General features: G+C 64.4%; 18 protein-coding genes and 1 tRNA gene. 5 read left to right on the top strand and 14 right to left on the bottom strand.

Features of this window, described 5'->3' with window-relative positions:
- The first annotated feature begins 11 nt into the window (after positions 1 to 11).
- Positions 12 to 1,163 carry an AAA family ATPase gene (locus BZL41_RS11195; RefSeq protein ID WP_095599367.1) on the top strand — a complete coding sequence of 384 codons (1,152 nt, stop codon included), beginning with the start codon at positions 12 to 14 and terminating at the stop codon, positions 1,161 to 1,163.
- 435 nt (positions 1,164 to 1,598) lie between these two features.
- On the opposite strand, the gene BZL41_RS11190 is transcribed toward BZL41_RS11195, so the two are convergent.
- Positions 1,599 to 1,674: transfer RNA gene (locus tag BZL41_RS11190), tRNA-Asn, on the bottom strand.
- 69 nt (positions 1,675 to 1,743) lie between these two features.
- The gene (locus BZL41_RS11185) at positions 1,744 to 2,940 is read right to left on the bottom strand and encodes an amino acid aminotransferase (RefSeq protein ID WP_095599366.1); all 1,197 of its coding nucleotides are present in this window, start codon (positions 2,938 to 2,940) and stop codon (positions 1,744 to 1,746) included.
- Between the two features lie 220 nt (positions 2,941 to 3,160).
- Between BZL41_RS11185 and uvrB the strand changes: the two genes are divergently transcribed.
- On the top strand, positions 3,161 to 5,176 hold the full coding sequence (uvrB, locus tag BZL41_RS11180; RefSeq protein WP_095599365.1) for an excinuclease ABC subunit UvrB: 2,016 nt from the start codon (positions 3,161 to 3,163) through the stop codon (positions 5,174 to 5,176).
- 99 nt (positions 5,177 to 5,275) lie between these two features.
- On the opposite strand, the gene BZL41_RS11175 is transcribed toward uvrB, so the two are convergent.
- The 7 genes from BZL41_RS11175 to BZL41_RS11145 form a co-directional block, all read right to left on the bottom strand.
- Positions 5,276 to 5,554, bottom strand: coding sequence for a hypothetical protein (locus BZL41_RS11175; protein WP_095599364.1), 279 nt, complete (start codon positions 5,552 to 5,554; stop codon positions 5,276 to 5,278).
- A gap of 128 nt (positions 5,555 to 5,682) precedes the next feature.
- Positions 5,683 to 6,873 (bottom strand): XdhC/CoxI family protein, encoded by a 1,191-nt coding sequence (locus tag BZL41_RS11170; protein WP_095599363.1) that lies wholly within the window; start codon positions 6,871 to 6,873, stop codon positions 5,683 to 5,685.
- A 16-nt stretch (positions 6,874 to 6,889) separates the two neighbouring features.
- Positions 6,890 to 9,094 carry a xanthine dehydrogenase family protein molybdopterin-binding subunit gene (locus tag BZL41_RS11165; protein WP_095599362.1) on the bottom strand — a complete coding sequence of 735 codons (2,205 nt, stop codon included), beginning with the start codon at positions 9,092 to 9,094 and terminating at the stop codon, positions 6,890 to 6,892.
- A 4-nt stretch (positions 9,095 to 9,098) separates the two neighbouring features.
- On the bottom strand, positions 9,099 to 9,560 hold the full coding sequence (locus BZL41_RS11160; RefSeq protein WP_084337605.1) for a (2Fe-2S)-binding protein: 462 nt from the start codon (positions 9,558 to 9,560) through the stop codon (positions 9,099 to 9,101).
- 140 nt (positions 9,561 to 9,700) lie between these two features.
- Positions 9,701 to 9,928, bottom strand: coding sequence for a DUF2798 domain-containing protein (locus tag BZL41_RS11155; RefSeq protein WP_095599361.1), 228 nt, complete (start codon positions 9,926 to 9,928; stop codon positions 9,701 to 9,703).
- A 12-nt stretch (positions 9,929 to 9,940) separates the two neighbouring features.
- Positions 9,941 to 10,510: a flavodoxin family protein gene (locus BZL41_RS11150; protein ID WP_095599360.1), complete on the bottom strand. Its 570-nt coding sequence runs from the start codon at positions 10,508 to 10,510 to the stop codon at positions 9,941 to 9,943.
- A 45-nt stretch (positions 10,511 to 10,555) separates the two neighbouring features.
- Positions 10,556 to 11,050, bottom strand: coding sequence for a DUF2938 domain-containing protein (locus BZL41_RS11145; RefSeq protein WP_095599359.1), 495 nt, complete (start codon positions 11,048 to 11,050; stop codon positions 10,556 to 10,558).
- Between the two features lie 82 nt (positions 11,051 to 11,132).
- Between BZL41_RS11145 and BZL41_RS11140 the strand changes: the two genes are divergently transcribed.
- Positions 11,133 to 11,564, top strand: a complete 432-nt coding sequence (locus BZL41_RS11140) for a helix-turn-helix domain-containing protein (RefSeq protein WP_095599358.1) — start codon at positions 11,133 to 11,135, stop codon at positions 11,562 to 11,564.
- Between the two features lie 346 nt (positions 11,565 to 11,910).
- Positions 11,911 to 13,224: a hypothetical protein gene (locus BZL41_RS11135; protein ID WP_095599357.1), complete on the top strand. Its 1,314-nt coding sequence runs from the start codon at positions 11,911 to 11,913 to the stop codon at positions 13,222 to 13,224.
- Here BZL41_RS11135 and BZL41_RS11130 read toward each other — a convergent pair.
- Positions 13,221 to 13,649: a nuclear transport factor 2 family protein gene (locus BZL41_RS11130; RefSeq protein WP_095599356.1), complete on the bottom strand. Its 429-nt coding sequence runs from the start codon at positions 13,647 to 13,649 to the stop codon at positions 13,221 to 13,223. The two genes, BZL41_RS11135 and BZL41_RS11130, sit on opposite strands and share 4 nt — an antisense overlap.
- Positions 13,650 to 13,904: 255 nt before the next feature.
- On the bottom strand, positions 13,905 to 14,378 hold the full coding sequence (locus BZL41_RS11125; protein ID WP_095599355.1) for a cupin domain-containing protein: 474 nt from the start codon (positions 14,376 to 14,378) through the stop codon (positions 13,905 to 13,907).
- 449 nt (positions 14,379 to 14,827) lie between these two features.
- Here BZL41_RS11125 and BZL41_RS11120 point away from each other — a divergent pair, with 449 nt between their 5' ends.
- Entirely contained in the window at positions 14,828 to 15,631 is an 804-nt protein-coding gene (locus tag BZL41_RS11120; RefSeq protein ID WP_095599354.1) for a hypothetical protein, read from the top strand.
- A 22-nt stretch (positions 15,632 to 15,653) separates the two neighbouring features.
- Here the strand turns inward: BZL41_RS11120 and BZL41_RS11115 are convergent, their stop codons facing one another.
- From BZL41_RS11115 to BZL41_RS11105, 3 genes are all read right to left on the bottom strand, one after another.
- On the bottom strand, positions 15,654 to 16,991 hold the full coding sequence (locus tag BZL41_RS11115; RefSeq protein WP_095599353.1) for a ferric reductase-like transmembrane domain-containing protein: 1,338 nt from the start codon (positions 16,989 to 16,991) through the stop codon (positions 15,654 to 15,656).
- Positions 16,992 to 17,034: 43 nt separating this feature from the next.
- Positions 17,035 to 17,244, bottom strand: coding sequence for a DUF3079 domain-containing protein (locus BZL41_RS11110; RefSeq protein WP_095599352.1), 210 nt, complete (start codon positions 17,242 to 17,244; stop codon positions 17,035 to 17,037).
- Between the two features lie 393 nt (positions 17,245 to 17,637).
- On the bottom strand, positions 17,638 to 18,702 hold the full coding sequence (locus BZL41_RS11105; protein WP_256578140.1) for a 2,3-butanediol dehydrogenase: 1,065 nt from the start codon (positions 18,700 to 18,702) through the stop codon (positions 17,638 to 17,640).
- Between the last annotated feature and the right edge of the window lie 54 nt (positions 18,703 to 18,756).

Here is an 18,756-nt window from a genome sequence, read left to right as displayed (position 1 = left end):
GAACACGAGACATGGACATGCGACAACTGAAAGGGCTGGTGCCATCACCCGGTCAACGCTTCGACGCGAAGGAGTGCCTGGAAGCCATTCCGGCCTTATCTCGGCTGGCGAGTACGCCTCAGGACCCTTACTACCACGCCGAGGGTGATGTGTGGACTCACACCTGCATGGTAGTTGAGGCGCTGCTCGCTCAACCGACCTACCAGCAAGCGACAGAGGAACAACGCTTTGTGCTGTTCATCTCGGCTCTGCTACACGACATCTCGAAGCCGGACACAACGGTGGTTGATACTGAAACTGGCCGGATCGGGCAACCAGGCCACTCACGTCGAGGCGCCGTAGATTCACGCCTACTGCTTTGGCGGGCAGGCGTGCCATTTGCACTACGGGAGCAGATCTGCCGAATCATCTCAGTGCATCAGCTCCCGTTCTTCGCGCTTTCGGGTAACCGCAACGGCCAGAGTCCGGAGTTCATCCTGCACAAGTTGTCTTGGGAACTCCCCGTCTGGATGTTGTGCGCAATCGCTGAAGCAGACATGCAAGGACGCCTCTACGAAGGGAAACAAGGGGCTCTTGACGAGATAGAACTGTTCCGAGAGTTGGCCGCAGAAGAAGGCTGCCTTTACGAGCCGCGTGCATTCGTAGATGACTACACCAGGGTCCAATATTTCCGCGGCGCCCGGGTACACCCCGATTACTCACTGCATGAGCCGGAAGGCTCTCGCGTCATTGTGCTATCTGGCATGCCCGCCAGTGGCAAAAATACCTGGGTGGCCAAACACCACCCGGATCTCCCGGTGATCTCATTCGACGACGCCCGCGAGGCGCTAGGCCTACGTCATGGCGAGAACGAAGGGGCCGCAGCCCACCTCGCAATCGATCAGGCAAAAATACTACTGCGCGAGAAAAGACCCTTCGTTTGGAACTCAACGCACCTATCGGCGCAAATGAGGAAAAAGACCCTAGACCTGTTGTACGCATACCAGGCGAACACTCAGATCGAGTACTTGGAAATGCCTGAGAAGGAGATCTATCGGCGTAACACCAGTCGGGATACCAGCCTGCGCAACGACGACATCCGAAGAATGCTGTTCAAGTGGGAGGTCCCCTTGCCAACCGAGGCGCACCAGGTTCGTTATCACTATGACCGGAGCGCATTTTAAGTAGCTAGGGACGGTACTCTTTTGGCAGCGAGCATTCACGAGAGGCAGGGCAGGGTCTGGCACCGAGCCTAGATACCGATAAGCTCGCCGCCGAAGGCATCGAGCGTGGACCAATCTGGGGACAGTTGCACAAGGGCCTGGACGTTCCTTACGGAAGCCGTCTGCTGCGTAGCCGCGACTACCTGTACTTTCCCCATCCGGCACGCCAGGCAGTAATCGGAGGCGATAACGATCAGCCCGATCTGCTACGGGAGGCCTGTGCAGGCGCACAAGTACTGGTGGGATGGACCATCAAAGGCTGCGCGGGTAATCCATGGGAGCGATCGCCCATATACTTTGCAAAAACGCCTCACCCTCCTGCTTCACCGGTTACAAGCCACCGATGCGAGCCAGAGGGCGGGAGAGAAGCCTAATCGATTGATTAGGCTTTGAATTTGGCTCCGCGACCTGGACTCGAACCAGGGACCCAATGATTAACAGTCATTTGCTCTACCGACTGAGCTATCGCGGAACAACGGGGCGTATCCTACTGATTAAAAAGGGGAAGTCAAGCGTGACAGCGAGACTTCCCCAGCATTTTTCAGAGTACCTGGGCGATGGCCCGGGTAACGCTTTCCAGATTGCTGCGGTTCAGGGCGGCGACGCAAATGCGGCCGGTGCTGACGGCGTAGATGCCGAACTCGCTCTTCAGACGCTCCACCTGCTCGGCGCTCAGGCCGGAGTAGGAGAACATGCCACGCTGGCGGGCGACGAAGCTGAAGTCGCGCTTGGCGCCCAGGGCGGCCAGTTGCTCGACCATGGCCATGCGCATGCCGCGGATGCGTTCGCGCATCTCACCCAACTCTTCTTCCCACAGGGCACGCAGTTCCGCGCTGTTCAACACGCTGGCGACCACGGTGGCGCCGTGGGTCGGCGGGTTGGAGTAATTGGTGCGGATGACGCGCTTGAGCTGCGACAGCACGCGCGTGGCTTCATCCTTGGAGCCGGTGACGATGGACAGCGCGCCGACCCGCTCGCCGTACAGCGAGAAGGACTTGGAGAACGAGCTGGACACGAAGAACGGCAGGCCGGATTCGGCGAACAGGCGCACCGCCGCCGCATCTTCCTCGATGCCGTCGCCGAAGCCCTGGTAGGCGATGTCGAGGAACGGTACGTGCTCCCGCTCGCGCAGGACGTCGAGCACGGCTTTCCAGTCGTCAAGGCCGAGGTCGACACCGGTCGGATTGTGGCAGCAGGCATGCAGCACCACCACGGAACGCGCGGGCAGCGCCTTCAGGTCGTCCAGCATGCCGGCACGGTTCACGCCGTGGGTGGCGCCGTCGTAGTAGCGGTAGTTCTGCACCGGGAAGCCGGCGGACTCGAACAGCGCGCGGTGGTTTTCCCAGCTCGGGTCGCTGATGGCGACGACCGACTCCGGCAGCAGGCGCTTGAGGAAATCCGCTCCGACCTTCAGGGCACCGGTGCCGCCGAGGGCCTGGGCCGTGACCACGCGACCTTCGCTCAGCAGTGCCGAGCCGGCACCGAACAGCAGGGTCTGCACGGCCTGGTCATAAGCCGCGATGCCTTCGATCGGCAGGTAGCCGCGCGGCGCGTGGGCAGCGATACGGGCTTTCTCAGCCTCCGCTACCGCGCGCAACAGCGGAATCCTGCCCTCTTCGTTGTAGTACACGCCCACGCCCAGGTTCACCTTGGTGGCACGGGTATCGGCATTGAATGCTTCATTGAGGCCCAGAATGGGGTCGCGAGGAGCCATTTCTACGGCGGAGAACAAACTCATGTCGGGGAAGCTCGAAGAGAGAGGTGGGAGGCCATGCAACACTCCCGCGGATGGGCGCTGGAGCGTTGCGCAAACGGGGCCGTATTATAGCGGCCATGCGTCCTGGCTGCGATATGCTGTCGGGAGTTTTCCTGGCTTTTCAGCCTGAGCGGAGCAATGCGCGATCAGCGGTCGCCAACCACGGCAAACCTGCCCGCACGGTCAATCTTCGAGGTCCGTCATGTCCGAGTTCCAACTCGTCACCCGCTACAAGCCGGCCGGCGACCAGCCGGAAGCCATCCGCCAGATGGTCGAAGGGCTGGAAGCCGGGCTCTCGCACCAGACGCTGCTGGGCGTGACCGGCTCCGGCAAGACCTTCAGCATCGCCAACGTCATCGCCCAGGTGCAGCGGCCGACCCTGGTGCTGGCACCGAACAAGACCCTGGCGGCGCAGCTCTACGGCGAGTTCAAGTCCTTCTTCCCGAACAATGCGGTCGAGTACTTCGTTTCCTATTACGACTACTACCAGCCGGAAGCCTACGTCCCCTCCTCGGACACCTACATCGAGAAGGACGCCTCGATCAACGATCACATCGAGCAGATGCGTCTGTCGGCGACCAAGGCGCTGCTGGAGCGGCCGGACGCAATCATCGTCGCCACCGTTTCCTCCATTTACGGCCTGGGCAGCCCCGATGCCTACCTGAAGATGGTGCTGCACATCGACCGGGGCGACAAAATGGACCAGCGCGCCCTGCTCCGCCGGCTGGCCGAGCTGCAATACACCCGCAACGACATGGACTTCGCCCGCGCCACCTTTCGCGTGCGCGGTGACGTGATCGACATCTTCCCGGCGGAATCCGACTTGGAGGCGATTCGTGTCGAGCTGTTCGACGACGAAGTGGAAAGCCTGGCGGCCTTCGATCCGCTGACTGGAGAGGTGATCCGCAAGCTGCCGCGCTTCACCTTCTACCCGAAGACACACTACGCCACACCCCGCGAGACCCTGCTGGAGGCCGTCGACCAGATCAAGGCGGAGCTGCGCGACCGCCTCGAGCACCTGCGCAACCAGAACAAGCTGGTGGAGGCGCAACGTCTGGAGCAACGCACCCGCTTCGACCTGGAGATGATCCTCGAGCTGGGCTACTGCAACGGCATCGAGAACTACTCGCGCTACCTCTCCGGCCGGGCGCCAGGCGAGCCGCCGCCGACCCTCTATGACTACCTGCCGGCTAATGCGCTGCTGGTCATCGACGAATCCCACGTCACGGTGCCGCAGGTCGGCGCCATGTTCAAAGGCGACCGTTCGCGCAAGGAAACCCTGGTGGAATACGGCTTCCGTCTGCCCTCCGCGCTGGACAACCGTCCGCTGCGCTTCGACGAATGGGAGGCGATCAGTCCGCAGACCATCTTCGTCTCGGCGACGCCCGGCCCCTACGAAGCCGAGCATGCTGGACGGGTGATCGAGCAGGTGGTCCGCCCGACCGGCCTGGTCGACCCGGAGATCGAAGTCCGCAAGGCCACCACCCAGGTGGACGACCTGCTGTCCGAGATCCGCAAGCGCGTCGCAGTGGACCAGCGGGTGCTGGTCACCACCCTGACCAAACGCATGGCCGAGGACCTGACCGACTACTTGGCCGACCACGACGTGCGGGTGCGCTACCTGCACTCGGACATCGATACCGTCGAGCGGGTGGAAATCATCCGCGACCTGCGCACCGGCGCCTTCGACGTGCTGGTCGGCATCAACTTGCTGCGCGAAGGCCTGGACATGCCGGAAGTCTCCCTCGTGGCGATCCTGGACGCGGACAAGGAAGGCTTCCTGCGCTCCGAACGCTCGTTGATCCAGACCATCGGCCGGGCGGCGCGCAACCTGCATGGCAAGGCGATTCTCTACGCGGATAACATCACCGGCTCGATGCAGCGCGCCATCGACGAGACCGAGCGGCGACGGAACAAACAGATCGCCTTCAACGAAGCCCATGGCATCGTGCCGAAGGGCGTCAAGAAGGACGTGCAGGACATCCTGGAAGGTGCCACCGTCCCCGGCTCGAGAAGTAACAAGCGGCGCGGCATGGCCAAGGCGGCGGAAGAAAGCGCCCGCTACGAGAGCGAACTGCGCTCACCCAGCGAGATCAACAAGCGCATCCGCCAATTGGAAGAAAAGATGTACCAGTTGGCCCGCGACTTGGAGTTCGAAGCCGCGGCGCAGGTGCGCGACGAAATCCAGAAGCTGCGCGATCGCCTGCTGGCGGTCTAAACCAGGGTTCGGGGCGACCGGACGGCAAGCCGAATGGGCGGCACGTCCGTGTGCCTCGGATGGGGAACGCCGCATGGTTGGCGTCCCCTCCCCGGTTCGTCACTTCATGCTGCCGTAGCGTGCCCGGTCTTCCAGGATCGGCGAGCGGTAGCGCGGCTCGGTCGGCGGCATGGACATCTCCGTCATCGGCCCCGCCGCCGTAGGCTGTTCTTCCAGTAATTGCGCGAAACGCTCGGAGTGGTCGACGGTCATCCGCTGACCGGTCAGCATCTGCTGCTTCATCCGCCACTCGCCCAGCCGCTCGCCACCGTCCTCGGCCCACACCATGGTCGTGCCCGTCATGGCCAACGCCATCAGTACACTCAGTATCGATTTCATCTGACACCTCCTCGGATGCGCCCCCATTCAGGGGACGAACGAGGCGGCCCGTTGTTACAGGCCGCTCGGCATCGGGAACGTCGATGGGAGGCAAAACCCGGACCGCATCGCGGCCCTGTATCCAGGGCTCAACTTTGGTCGGCCAGCGACTGCTTCTCCGCCTGGGGTGCGTCCAGCGTCCGCACCGTGGCCGCTTCGATCGGATGGATCGCCGCGCGACGGTGTTTCAGCATGCCGCCTTCGCGCCGGTTGAGCACCGCGGTGATTTCCCCCAGCGCTGCCAGCGCGACGCTTTCCGGTGTGTCGCCGCCGAGGTCGAGGCCCATGGGGTAATGCAGGCTGTCCAGACCCGGCAAGCCTGCACCCTGCGGATCGATTTCCGCCAGCAAGCGCTGGGTGCGGTCGCGTGGGCCCAGTTGGCCGATGTAGACGGGAGAAGCCTGCAATGTCTGGCGCAGCCAGCGGAGGTCCTGGCTGTAGCTGTGGCTCATCACCAGCACGACGGCACCGTCGAGCGACAGCAGCGCCTCACCGGGTGTGGCGCAGATCACCGCATCGGCTTCGGGAAAGCGTTCCGGGCGGGCGAAATGCGTGCGACCGTCCACCACAGTGACATGCCAATCGAGCATTTTCGCCATGCGCACCAGCGACTGGGCGTCGTAACCGCCGCCGAAGACCACCAGACGAACCTGCGGCGCCACGTATTCGAGGAACACTTCGATGTCGCCCCGCACATCGCTGTAAACGCGCAACTCGGAGCGCTGCCGGGACAGCACCTCGGCCAGATCGCGACGGACTGCTTCCTCCAACTCCGCATGCCACAACCGCCCGGCGAAGCGCCAGGACGGCTCCAGCATCAGCCGGTCGCCCACCTGGACGCGGGCATTGCGATACGAGGAGATCACCGTGGCCAGGGCGCCAGGCAGTTGGCTCCGGCGCACCTGTTGCAACAGCTCGACCACCGGCGACGAGGACGCTGGTACCAGGCGTTCGAGCAGCACATGCACAGTACCGTTGCAGCCCAGGCCGAAGGTCAGCGAGCGCTCCTGCTCGTCATCCGACTCGTCGGTGCCGGTGCTGTAGCGCCGCACCCTGGGCACACCGGCCTCGGTGAACCACCAGGCCTTCTTCGCCAGCTCGGCCTCCAGGCAGCCGCCGCTGACGGTGCCGACCGTACCGCCATAGAGCGGGATAAGCATCCGCGCGCCCGGCCGCCGATAGGCCGAGCCCTCGACCTTGACCACCGTGGCCAGGACCGATTCTTCGCCGGCCCGCTCGGCGCGCTGGATCGCCTCGAGCAGTGCACTGGTACCTGTCATCGCAGTTCTCCCGCCATCAGGCCAGGCGTCCCTGGGACAGGAACGGCAGCGTATGCACGCGTTTGCCGGTGGCGGCGAAGATCGCATTCGCCACCGCCGGGCCGACCGGGGCCACGCCCGGCTCGCCGATCCCGGTGGGCGCCTCGCCGGACGGCACGATATGCACCTCGACCTTGGGCATTTCGGCGATCCGCAGTACCTGGTAGCCGTCGAAATTGTTCTGCTCGACCTTGCCGTCCTTCAGCGTGATCGCACTGTGCATCACCGCACCGAGGCCGAAGCCGATGCCGCCCTCCATCTGCGCAGCGATGATGTCCGGGTTGATCGGCGTGCCGCAGTCCACCGCGCAGACCACGCGATCCACCTTGACCTGGCCCTTCTCATCCACCGTCACTTCCGCCACCTGGGCGACATAGGTGTTGAACGCCTCGGCTACCGCGATCCCACGCCCGCGCCCTTTCGGCAGCGGCTTGGCTGGGTCCCAGCCGGCTTTCTCGGCGGCCAGTTCGAGCACACCGAGCAAGCGCGGCTGCTTCGCGAGCAGCGCACGGCGGAAGGCGAACGGGTCCTGCCCGGCCGCCTGCGCGGCCTCGTCGATGAACGCCTCGACCGCAAAGGCGGTGTGCGAACTGCCGACCACCCGCCACCAGAGCACCGGCACGCCGGCCTGGGTGGTGGTCAATTCCACCGACATGTTCGGGATCGCATAGGGCAGGTTCGCCGCACCCTCCACCGAGGTGTGATCGATGCCCTCCTTGACCATCACCGGCTCGAACGGCGTGCCGGCGACAATCGATTGGCCGACGATGCGGTGCCGCCAGCCGACGAGCTTGCCCTCTGCATCCAGGCCCGCCTCCAGTTTGTGCACGTACATCGGCCGGTAAAGCCCGCCGTGGATGTCGTCCTCGCGGGTCCATTGCAGCTTCACCGGCGTACCGTTGGCGCCCAGCGCCTTGGCGATGGACACCGCCTCGACGATGTAGTCCGAACCCGGATTGGCGCGCCGGCCGAAGCTGCCGCCGGCGTACAGGGTGTGGATCGTCACCTGCTGCGGTTCGAGCCCGGCCGTCTTCGCCGCGTTCGCCTGGTCGATGGTCTGGAATTGCGCGCCGGTCCAGATTTCGCAGCGGTCCGCCGTCAGCTTGACCACCGCATCCAGCGGCTCCATTGGCGCATGCGCCAGGTAGGGGAATTCATAGCTGGCCGACACCGTCTTCGCCGCTCCGGACAACGCAGCGGCCGCATCGCCTTCCACCCGTGCCGGCAGGCCCGGCTTCTCGGCGAGCTGCCGGTACTCGGCAAGCATCTCATCGCTGCTACGTTTCTCCGCCTTGGCATCGTCCCACTCCACCTTGAGCGCATCGCGCCCCTGCTTGGCCGCCCAGAAACCCTGGGCGACCACCGCCACGCCACGCGGAACCTGTACCACCGAAACCACGCCCGGCACCGCTTTGGCCGCCGAGGCATCGAACGATTTCACCGTCGCACCGAACTGCGGCGGCCGCTGCAACAGCGCCACCAGCATGCCGGGCATCGTCACGTCGAGGGTAAACTGCGCAGTGCCGTCGGACTTCGCCGCGGCATCGACCCGCGGCGCCTGACGGCCGACCAGGCGGAACTCCTCGGGCGACTTCAGCGTGACTTTCTCCGGCACCGGCAGTTTCGATGCCGCAGCCGCGAGCGAACCGTAGCTGGCCTGGCGACCGCTGGCCGCGTGATGGACCACACCCTCGCGGGTGGTCAACTCGGAGACCGGCACGCTCCAGGCGGCAGCCGCCGCCGCGATCAGCATCGCCCGTGCCTTGGCGCCGGCTTCGCGCAACTGCATCCAGGAATTGGCCATCGCCGAACTGCCGCCCGTACCCTGCATCTTGCCCCAGGCGAGGTTGGCGTAGCGCTCCGCGTCGGCCGGCGCGCTTTCCACTCGCACCTTGCGCCAGTCCGCATCCAGCTCCTCGGCGACGATGGTGGCGATGCCGGTATAGGCACCCTGGCCCATCTCGACGTGCTTGGCGATGACCGTGACGCTGTCGTCGGGACCTATGCGCAGGAAGGCGTTCGGCGCGAAGGTATCGCCGGCCGGCGTAGCGGCCATGGCGCGCCCTCCGCTACCGACCCACTGGAAGCCGATCAGAAGACCGGCGGCCGCGACACCGGCGGATTTCAGGAAGGTCCGGCGGGACGGTTGCTGCAATTCCGGGAGATCGAGTCGAGTGGTCATGGGCTCAGGCCTTCAGCGTGTCGGCAGCTTCGTGGATGGCATCGCGAATGCGCGCATAGGTGGCGCAACGGCAAATGTTGCCGTTCATCGCGGCGTCGATGTCGGCATCGCTCGGCGCGGCATTGCGTTCGAGCAGCGCCGTCGCCGACATGATCTGCCCGGACTGGCAATAACCGCACTGCGGCACCTGCAATTTCACCCAGGCGGCCTGAACCGCCTTGGCGGGCTTGCTTTCCAGACCCTCGATGGTGGTGATGTGCTTACCCGCGACGGCGGACAGCGGCAACACGCAGGAGCGCACCGCCTGCCCGTCCATATGCACCGTACAGGCGCCGCACTGCGCCATGCCGCAACCGAACTTGGTGCCGGTCAGCCCGGCGACTTCGCGGATCGCCCAGAGCAGCGGCATGCTGGGGTCTGCATCGAGGGTGATGTTCTTGCCATTGAGCACGAGCGTTGTGGCCATGAATGTCTCCATACGAAAGCCAGGGCCTTGTCGGCCGATACAACGCAGGTTGCCGGATCGCCACGCTCCGGCGCTTGCACGATTCTGCGAATTTCTTGAACGATCCTGTCGATGTCGCCCATTCCGTGGCGGAGCTGCCTCTATTCCGCCCTGACCAGCCACTCGACCAGCGACCGCGCCACCGGCGTGACCAACAGCACCGCCGGAAAGGCGAAGAGCCAGGCCATCAGCCAGGCACCGCACCAAAGACCGGGAAACCCCGGCACCAGCCCGGCAGCCCGGTAGGTGGAAATCCCGGACACCAGCAGTGACATGAGGCCGGAGAGAATCAGGCTGAACAGCAACGGAACGAAACGCTTGGGAAGCATGGACACCTCCGCTCAGGCGAAGCCGGCGAGCCGGTGCAGGGTTTCGGAAAACTGCCGGCCGAATATCCGCGCGGTCTTGATATCCCCCGGCGCGAAGGCATCGGCCGGAGCGGAGTGGCTGGACTGGGCCATCAACCCCGACCAGGAGCCGAGCCGGTTGGCCGCTTCCTCATAAGGCACGCCCCCATGCTGTTCGGGCAGGATCGGATTGCCCACCCAGAGCATCCCATGCTGCATGCAGAACGCGAACAGCGACATGAGCGTCGACTGCTTGTCCCCCGCCGGCAGCGACGACACGGTGAACCCGGCCGCGAGTCGTCCCTTGAGCTTCTGCGCTCGCCAAAGCGGCCCAGTGGTGTCCATGAAAATCTTGAACGGGCCGGACACACCACCGAAATAGGTGGGCGATCCGAGGATATAGCCATCGAAGCCGAGCAGGTCGTCCGGCGCCCTGCCCAGGTCCTCGGCCTTGAGCAAATGGACCTCGGTGCCAGGCACGCCCTGGGCGCCTTCGCAGATCTGGCGGGCGATGTGTTCGGTGTGCCCGTAGGCACTGTGGTAGATGACGGCGAGTTTCTTCATGGCGATGTGTCCTTGCGGTTGGGAATGTCGTTCGGCAAGGCCGGCTCAAAAAACCAGCCAGTCGATCAGGAGCGCGGAGATGAAAAGTCCCAGGCCGAAGACCGTATGGTTGGCCAGGCTACGCAGGCAGTTCTTCAAGGGCGTCGGTGTTTTCGAGGCGGCAAAGCCGGCCCCCATCGCAGGTTGCATCACGAACAGCGGCGCCACGACGGTCCCCGCGCCGACCAGCACGGCGGGCAGCAGGGTCGGGTTGGCCGTCCAATCGATACCGGCGAGAGCCACCAGCACGCCGGCGAAGGCAACGCCAACGACATAGTGGGTGAGCCAGCCCAGGGCCAGTTCGCTGGGGATGGGTTGTGCCTTGGCGATGGCGGCGTGGGCGAAACGTCCACGAAACAGATGCCCGACCCAGCGCCCGATGAAGGCCATGCTCAGAGTCTGGACGCCCAGGCGCCTGAGCAGGCTGAGCCAGAGATCCATGACAGCGGTGGCGCCGATACCGATGAGAGAGACCTGGATGATGTCGTGCAGTAGCGTCATATGAGCCCCTTGATCGTTGACGAGTGAAGGTGTCGGGGCTCACTGTAAAAGTTGAAGTCAACTTCAAGTCAAGAGAACATGAATGGACATCGCCGAAGTCGCCAAACGCAGCGGAATACCAGCATCGACGCTGCGTTTCTACGAAAAGAAGGGCCTGATCGTCTCCCTCAGCCAGCAAGGGACCCGGCGCTGGTTCGGGCCCGGCATTCTCGACCAGCTGGCCCTGATCTCCCTCGGCCAGGCAGCCGGGTTATCGCTGGATGAGATTCGCTCGATGTTCTCGCCCGATGGCACACCGAACATCGACCGGCAATTGCTCGCGACGAAAGCCGACGAGATCGACACCCTCATCAAACGCCTCGAGGCCATGAGCAAAGGATTGCGGCACGCGGCGGCCTGTCCTGCCCCGAGCCACCTGGAATGCCCGACCTTCAAGCGCCTGCTCAAGGCCACCTCGTCGGGCGTCATCGAACGTCGCTGGAACAAAACCGCCCCCAAAAAGCCAGGCCCGTAGAGACGAACTCACTCGCCGGGCGAATGAATTCCTCCCACAACGGATCTGCTTTTCGTAGGAGCCAGCTCTGCTGGCGAAGCTCTTGCGAGGCCCCAATCGCAAGCACAGCTCGCTCCTACACAGGGGCCGTAGCCCGGATAAGCATCAGCGTAATCCGGGACCGTGCCCCCGGATTGCGCCCTGGCTTATCCGGGCTACGATCCAAAACTCACACTGTAGGGGCAAATCTTCACGCCTTGCGCCTCGACACAGCGCGTACCAGCGACTATCAGGAAAGGGGCCCGTCTCGCTCTGGCGGCCCCGAGGCCATCGTCTGCCCCGGCTCCCACCATCCACGAGGCCGCTCATGATCTTCCAGCAATGCATTGCAGGACATTGGAACCGCATCCCGACGCCCCCCGCCAGCCTGGGCTACTACGTCTGCGGCGACCGCAATTGCCATGGTCCACTGTCCGGCCCCGCGTACGAGATCGCGCCCGGCCCGGCACTGGCCGCGCAGCACTGCACCAGCGGCCCGTTCTATTACCGCTGTGCCAACGGCCACTGGTCGGTAACCGATGAACGCCTGCGGGGAACCGATGCCGAGCGCCTGGCGGTCTGCGGGCATCCCGGATGCGCCGCGGGGCTGGCCAGTCACGCCAGTACAGACCGCCCAACCGCCCCGCTCTATGCCCTCGTCAGTGCGATCGCCGACCTGCGCGATCTGCATGACCCGGTCACCGACAAGCACAAGACCGGCGGCGAGGTCGACCTCTACGACCAGCAAGTGTTCAAGTACCTCTTCAGCTTCGCCCGACAGAAGTTCACCGCCGACGGCAGCGTCGAATTCCTCGTCGGCGAAACCCGCTACGCCGTCTTGCGCTCACCGTCCAGGGAATTTCCGCTGCACCCGTACTGCTACCCCTCGCTGCGCGCCGACGGTGGCGATTGCCACGCCGACGCACGCTACGAAGACATCGGCCGCCAACTGATGCAATACACGCCGGACTTCATCGACAGCCTGCTCACCGTGGCCATCCGCGTGATGAAGCAGAAACACACCCGCGACGACATCGACTGCATCGCCAACATCTGCAACAACGTCGATCTGATCCTATCGCCCCGCCGCAATGCCCTCCCGGTACGCTGGCATCCGCTCTCGCTGCTGTGCGTCCTGGTGGGCAGCGCCGCCGCCGAAACCGGCCGGGGCCTGGTGGGGTTCGTCAACGTGCTGGCGGCTTTCCATCACATCAAGCACGACGCAAGGAAAGCCTGGAACAACTGGGCCCATGTGATCGGCCAGCCCGGCGCCGACTTCGACAGGAACACCAACCGTTTCCTGGACCAGACGAAACAAGGGATCGAGGACGTCTATCCCAGCAGCTATTCATTCAATGGCAGCGAACCAAAGCGAAACAGCGTCGGCTTCAGCGGCTCGGAACGCATGATCAAAGCCGCCAGCGGCGAAGTCCCCGGAACCAGCATCCCGCCGGAAAACGAGAGCAAGTGGCGCGCCTACAAGGAATTCGTCAAACGCGACATCAACCACTTCGCCAAATGGCAGGGCCCGGACTACCGCATCCTCGGCCCGGGCAGCCCGCCGTCAGCGGATACAGCGGAGAACTTCGAACGCAAGGTGCTGCGGCATTTGCAGCTCCTGTTCGGCGGGCGGGGCCATTAACCCTTGGCGGCCGCCAGGTAGGCTCCCAGACGCCGCCCCATTTCCTCGCCGAGCGCCTGCAAGCCGCTCATGGGACGGACCATGACTTCGAACTCGACGATCTTGCCCTGCTCGTCGAAACGGATCATATCGATGCCCTTCAATTCACGCCCGTTGACCCGGGCACTGAACTCCAGCACCACGCTCAGGCCATCGGCCGTGGCCAACTGGCGGTGATAGCGGAAATCCTCGAAAACCTGGAGCACCGTATTGAGGATGGTCGAAACCACCGCCGCCCCCGGGTATGGCGTATGCGCCATGGGCGAACGGAACACCACGCTCTCTGCCAGCAGCTCGGGCAGTGCCGACAGGTCGCGCCGGTCGATCATCCCGTGCCAGTGTTGCAACGAAGCGGCGGCCTGGGGGGGCAGGTTCAATTCGGACATCGTGTCTTCCTCTCGATCGTTGTTCTTGTGAGGCCCGCCCCGGACCGATACGCCGTCCGTGCGGTGTGAACGGACGATACGACCCGGACCAGACCGGCTCAATGATCGAAAATGACAAATGAATGATCCTGCCGCGCAGCGTATCCGGGACCGCCAAGCAGCTCGAAGTGAGTCGTCCGAGGGTATGAGACAGACACGCACGGCGACGCCCGCCCCGGCAGCAGGCTTCCGCCAGGGCGAGGGTGTGCTACCGCGTCATTGCTTCCTGGGATCGTCAGCCGGATCGAGGTAGCTGATGCCCCAAGGGCCCGCACCGTGCAACTGCAACTCGGCCTCTCCCTCTTTGGTGCCGGCGAACATCGGCATGCCGGCCGGAATGACCAACATGTCACCCGCCTGATAGGCCGCAGCCTGGGTATCGTCGAACGTGTCGCCGGTAGCGAAGTAGAACGTGCCCGAGATCACCGTGACACGCTCGGTCACCGGATGGGTATGCACGCCGATCCGGGTGTTCGCCGGCAGCTTCAGGCGCATGGTGAAGGGGTCGCCGGTCTTGGGATCGCCTTCGATCACAGCGAGCATCGCCCCGGGCCCCACCGATGGCGCAGGAACCCAGTTCAGCTCGGACGATTTGGCGGCAATGAAGGCGGGTTCCGCCGCCCAGGCGCCGGCCGTCACGAACGAAGCGCCGAGCAAGGCCAGTAACGCGGCTTTCTTGGGAGTGGTCATCACAATCTCCTTCTGTTGGCTTGAGCAACGCCGGGCCGATACGCCACCGCAACCGAGGCAACCCGGAAAAGCCCTCCCGGCGGCAACGCGAACCTCCTGTAAAGCGAGCGGAAACGCCCACCCTCCGGGAACCCGACCCGCCCGCTGCAATACGGCCGGCGCGGGGTAAAACGAGCGAACGAGGAGAAATTCGACGGTATACCCGTGACGATAGACGAAGCGGAACGGCCGGTTATGCCGTTTGGGAGCAGCTTAAAACCTTGGGTTATGGCGCTATGCCATCCGCATGGGGGGCGAGTACATTTGATCGTTCCCACGCTCCGCGTGGGAATGCCTCCCGGGACGCTCCGCGTCCCATGGGCGAATGAATTCGCCCCTACAACCCCACTACCCCGCTCACGACTCCAGCCACCATAATTACCCCCTGTCCCTCGTCAGGAACCACATACATGGACCGTTCTCGCCGCCTTCCCGCCTGGACATCCGCTTTCCTGCTCACCTGCACCTGCCTGAGTCAGCCAGCCTGGGCCGATGATGCTCAGCCGTGTAGCAGCGAGTTGCTTTATTCCCTCGGCAGGCAACTGGGCCAGGAGGGGTGGAACGTACCCGATGAGTCGGACAGCCGGGTCATCGCTGCGGCCTGCAAGCGTTGGCCGGACGATCCGGCACAGACAGTGGTGGCGGTCGCCTATCTCGATTCGACGGACGATGCGCCGCCCGGCGAACGGTCCCCTCGCCTGCTGTTGGCCAAGGTGGAGGGTGCAGCCAGTACGCTCCGGGAGCGCTACGAGACGCGCCTGGAAGAAGACGCAGCCACCGAGGTCGATAGCGGCAGCCTGTGGCTGGACACCGCGCGCTATCACCTGGCGCCGGGGGTTCGGGCGTTCGGTGTGGTGTTCCGCAGCGTTGCCCGTGGTGCCAGTTGCCCGGACGGGGGGTTTGACGATCTGCTTACCCTGGTGGTGCCCGACGGCGGCCAATTGCGCCCGGTGTTTTCCACCTACCTCAGCCAGTGGACGACAGTGAAAGGCACGTCCTGCGTTGCGGACAGCGACTTCGAAGTGGAAGCCTCGCGCCTGACGCTCGGTATCGGCCCGAACCGCTCCAACGGCTATGCGGACCTGATCGTGACCTCGCGGGTACGCAACGATTTCGAAGACGGCAAAGTGCTGCGCACCGCCAGCGAGACCGTCCGCTATGACGGCACCCGCTATCCGTTCGAGGAATATTCGAAGTTCTGGCAGCGGCAGTAAGAGAATTTCTGGCATCGCGCACTCAGCGAAGCTGAAACAGCTCCTGATGGAAGTCCGCCTGGTCCAAGCCATGTTCCACCAGATCGTCACGCAGCGCTGTGCCGAAGCCGGGCGGGCCGCAGAACCAGAAGCTCGCGTCGCGCCAGTCCGGCAGTTCCTCGCGTAGCCGCTCGCCACTGAGGCGGCCGTTCTGGTCGGCGATCAGCAAATGCAGCCTGACCCCTGCCGCCTCCGCATCGGCGCGCAGTTTGCCGATTGCCTCGGGCGAATACTGCCCGGTGGGGTGGAACAGGTCGATGAGGTGCTGGCGGTCCGGCGTCCGGGCGAGTTGCTTCATGCGGGCGACGAAGGGTGTGATGCCGATGCCGGCGCCGATCCATATCTGCCGCTTCTTGCGGTCCTCGAAAGTGAAGCAGCCATAGGGGCCCTCCACCGTCACGGAGGCTCCCACCTTTAGGGTGCGCGGCAGGCGGCGGGTATGGTCGCCCAGCGCCTTGGTGATGAAGGTGATTCGCGGCCGGCGGGCATCCCAGGCCGAAGCGATGGTGTACGGGTGCGCGCCTTCGCGCCGGGACGAGGTCACGAAGGCGAACTGCCCGGCCTGGTGCCCCGCCCAACCCGGCTGCAGGTCGATGCAGGTTTCCAGTACATCCAGCTCCGGGTAGTGGATCAGCGAGCGGATCGCGCCCCTCACCTTGCGTCCGGCACCGATGCCCTTGGCCAGCGACCGGAACGCCGCGAGGCTGCCGCCGAGCATCAGCAGCGCTATGACCAGGCCGACCGGCTGGGCCCAGTAATCGATTTCGATCAGTACCACCGAGTGGAACACCAGCACGAGGTAGAGCGCGGCCAGGAGCCTGTGCGTCTTGGCGAACCAGTGATAGGGAAAGCGCTTGGCCAGGGCCAATACGATCAACAGCACCATGGCATAGAACGCCCATTCGCCAAGCGTTTCGGCCAGCCCGCGCTGGCCGCGCAGTAGCTGCTCCAGGGTGCCCAGGCTTTGCCCTCCGCCCTGCCCGCGCGCCGGACGAGTCAGCCAGCCCCAGCCCACCGCCCATTTAGTGCCCTTGGCCCACAGCCAATGGACGCCGCCGAACACCAGCGCGCCGATGCCGAGCCACTTGTGCAGCCGGTACATCTTGTCCAGGCCACCCAGCCAGCGCTCGGGCATGCGGGGCCGGACGGCCAGCAGCACGGCCACGCTCATCGCCGCCATGGCCATGACGCCGGTGTACTGCACCAGCACATGGCGCAGGGAAAAGTAGGTCAGCGGTTGCGGCAGGAAGGTATCGGCGAGCGCCCAGAGCAACGTCATGCCGATCAACAGCGCCCACAGGGTGATCTTGATGTTTTTCATGCGAGATGCCGGAAGAGCCCGAGAACAGCTGCGTTGGAAGATGTCACGCCTGGTTCGGCTCTTCTTCCTTCACCTCGATCACTTCGATGCCCCAATCGCCGAACTTGTACCAATCCTCGCCCATCATTTCCGCCGGGTGCATGGTGCGGGTGGTGCCGTTTCCGCAGGCGAGATCGCTGGTCGGGCAGTAGCGGTCGCAGCCCCAGCAGATGCGCTCGGGGTGGCTGGGGTTGAGGGGGAATTTCTTCGCCATGTCGGGCCCTCCCTTGGGTAGAGGTAGGCCCACCATAGACCGATTGGTCAGGAACGGCCTTGACCTCGCTCAACTCCGGGGGAGATGGCGAGAACCGTCGCCGCGCCATCCGTGGCAGTGCGACAGTCCATCCAGCGCGCGCAGTCTATCCGTCTCGGAGACGTTCGTCGCGTGGAGAAATGTTTCAGATCGATCAATGACTTACTCTGAATTCGCCGTTGGTTTTCTGACGTATCGGTCCAGTCTCGATCGTGGTCATGCAGGCGTGTCGATTCGCCCCAACGGAGCCCCCTTACAGGGGCGAATTCACTCGCCCACGGCTTCTCCGGCAATCCGTGAAGAACCATAAAAAAGCCCGGTCGGGGCACCGGGCAAACGCTCACCTCGGTCCGCTCAGGTGCCGGTGGGCGAGACGATGATCTTCACGTTGTGCTCCTTGTTGTGCACCAGCTCTTCAAAGCCCTGGCTGACAATCTGCTCCAGGCCGATGCGGCCGGTGACCAGGGGTGTGATGTCCAGACGGCCATCGGCGATGAAGGCGATCACGTCGGCGAATTCGCCGTTGTAGGCCAGCGCGCCGATCACCTGCTTCTCGGTGGAGACCAGCTCGAAGAAGTTGAACTCGCTGGGCTCTTCGAAGATGCCCACCAGCACGCAGGTGCCCGCCTTGCGGATGGTGTCGATGGCCAGCTTGGCGGTGCGCTTGTGACCGATGCACTCGAAGCTGACATCCGCGCCCAGCCCGCCAGTGAGTGCGCGGATTTCGGCGAGGACGTCGCATTCGTTGGGGTCGAGCACGTGGCTGGCACCCACCTCCTTCGCCTTGGCCTTGCGCGCCGAGGACATTTCCAGGGCGATCACCTGCGCCGCGCCGGCCGCCTTGGCACACATGATGGTGCACAGCCCGATGGTGCCGGCGCCGACCACCACCACGTTACGCCCGAGCAGGCTGCCGGCCTTCTTCACCGCGTGCATGCCCACCGCCAGCGGCTCGATCAACGCGCCGGCCTCGCTGGGGAAATCCGCCGGCAACTTGTAGAGCAGGTTGGCCGGCACGTTCACCCATTCAGCGAAGGCGCCGTTGTTCATCAGGCCGGTGAAGGCCAGGTTCTCGCAGAGGTTATACAGGCCATGGGTGCAGTAGTAGCAGGTGCCGCAATGCTGGCAGGCGTCGGCAGCGACCCGCTCGCCCACGGCGTAACCCTGCACGCCATCGCCGAGCCGGGCGATCTCGCCACAGAATTCGTGGCCGAGGATGCACTGGCCCTTGATGCCGGTGAGCGGGTGCGGCGCCTCCACCGGGATGAACACCGGCCCGGCGAGGTATTCGTGCAGGTCCGAGCCGCAGATGCCGCACCAATGCACGCGAATCTGTACCCAACCGGGCGGCGGGTCGCCCGGCAGCGGGACGTCTTCCACGCGGATGTCGTTGCGGCCGTGCCAGACCGCCGCACGCATGCTGGCGGTATCGATAGAAGCTGTCATGACTCATCTCCACTCAAGCTGACCAAA

Origin of the sequence: Pseudomonas sp. PIC25, assembly GCF_002286785.1 — a bacterium.
Lineage (GTDB): Bacteria > Pseudomonadota > Gammaproteobacteria > Pseudomonadales > Pseudomonadaceae > Pseudomonas_M.
The sequence above is the reverse complement of the archived record's forward strand: the minus strand, read 5'-3'. Positions and strand labels throughout refer to the sequence as shown.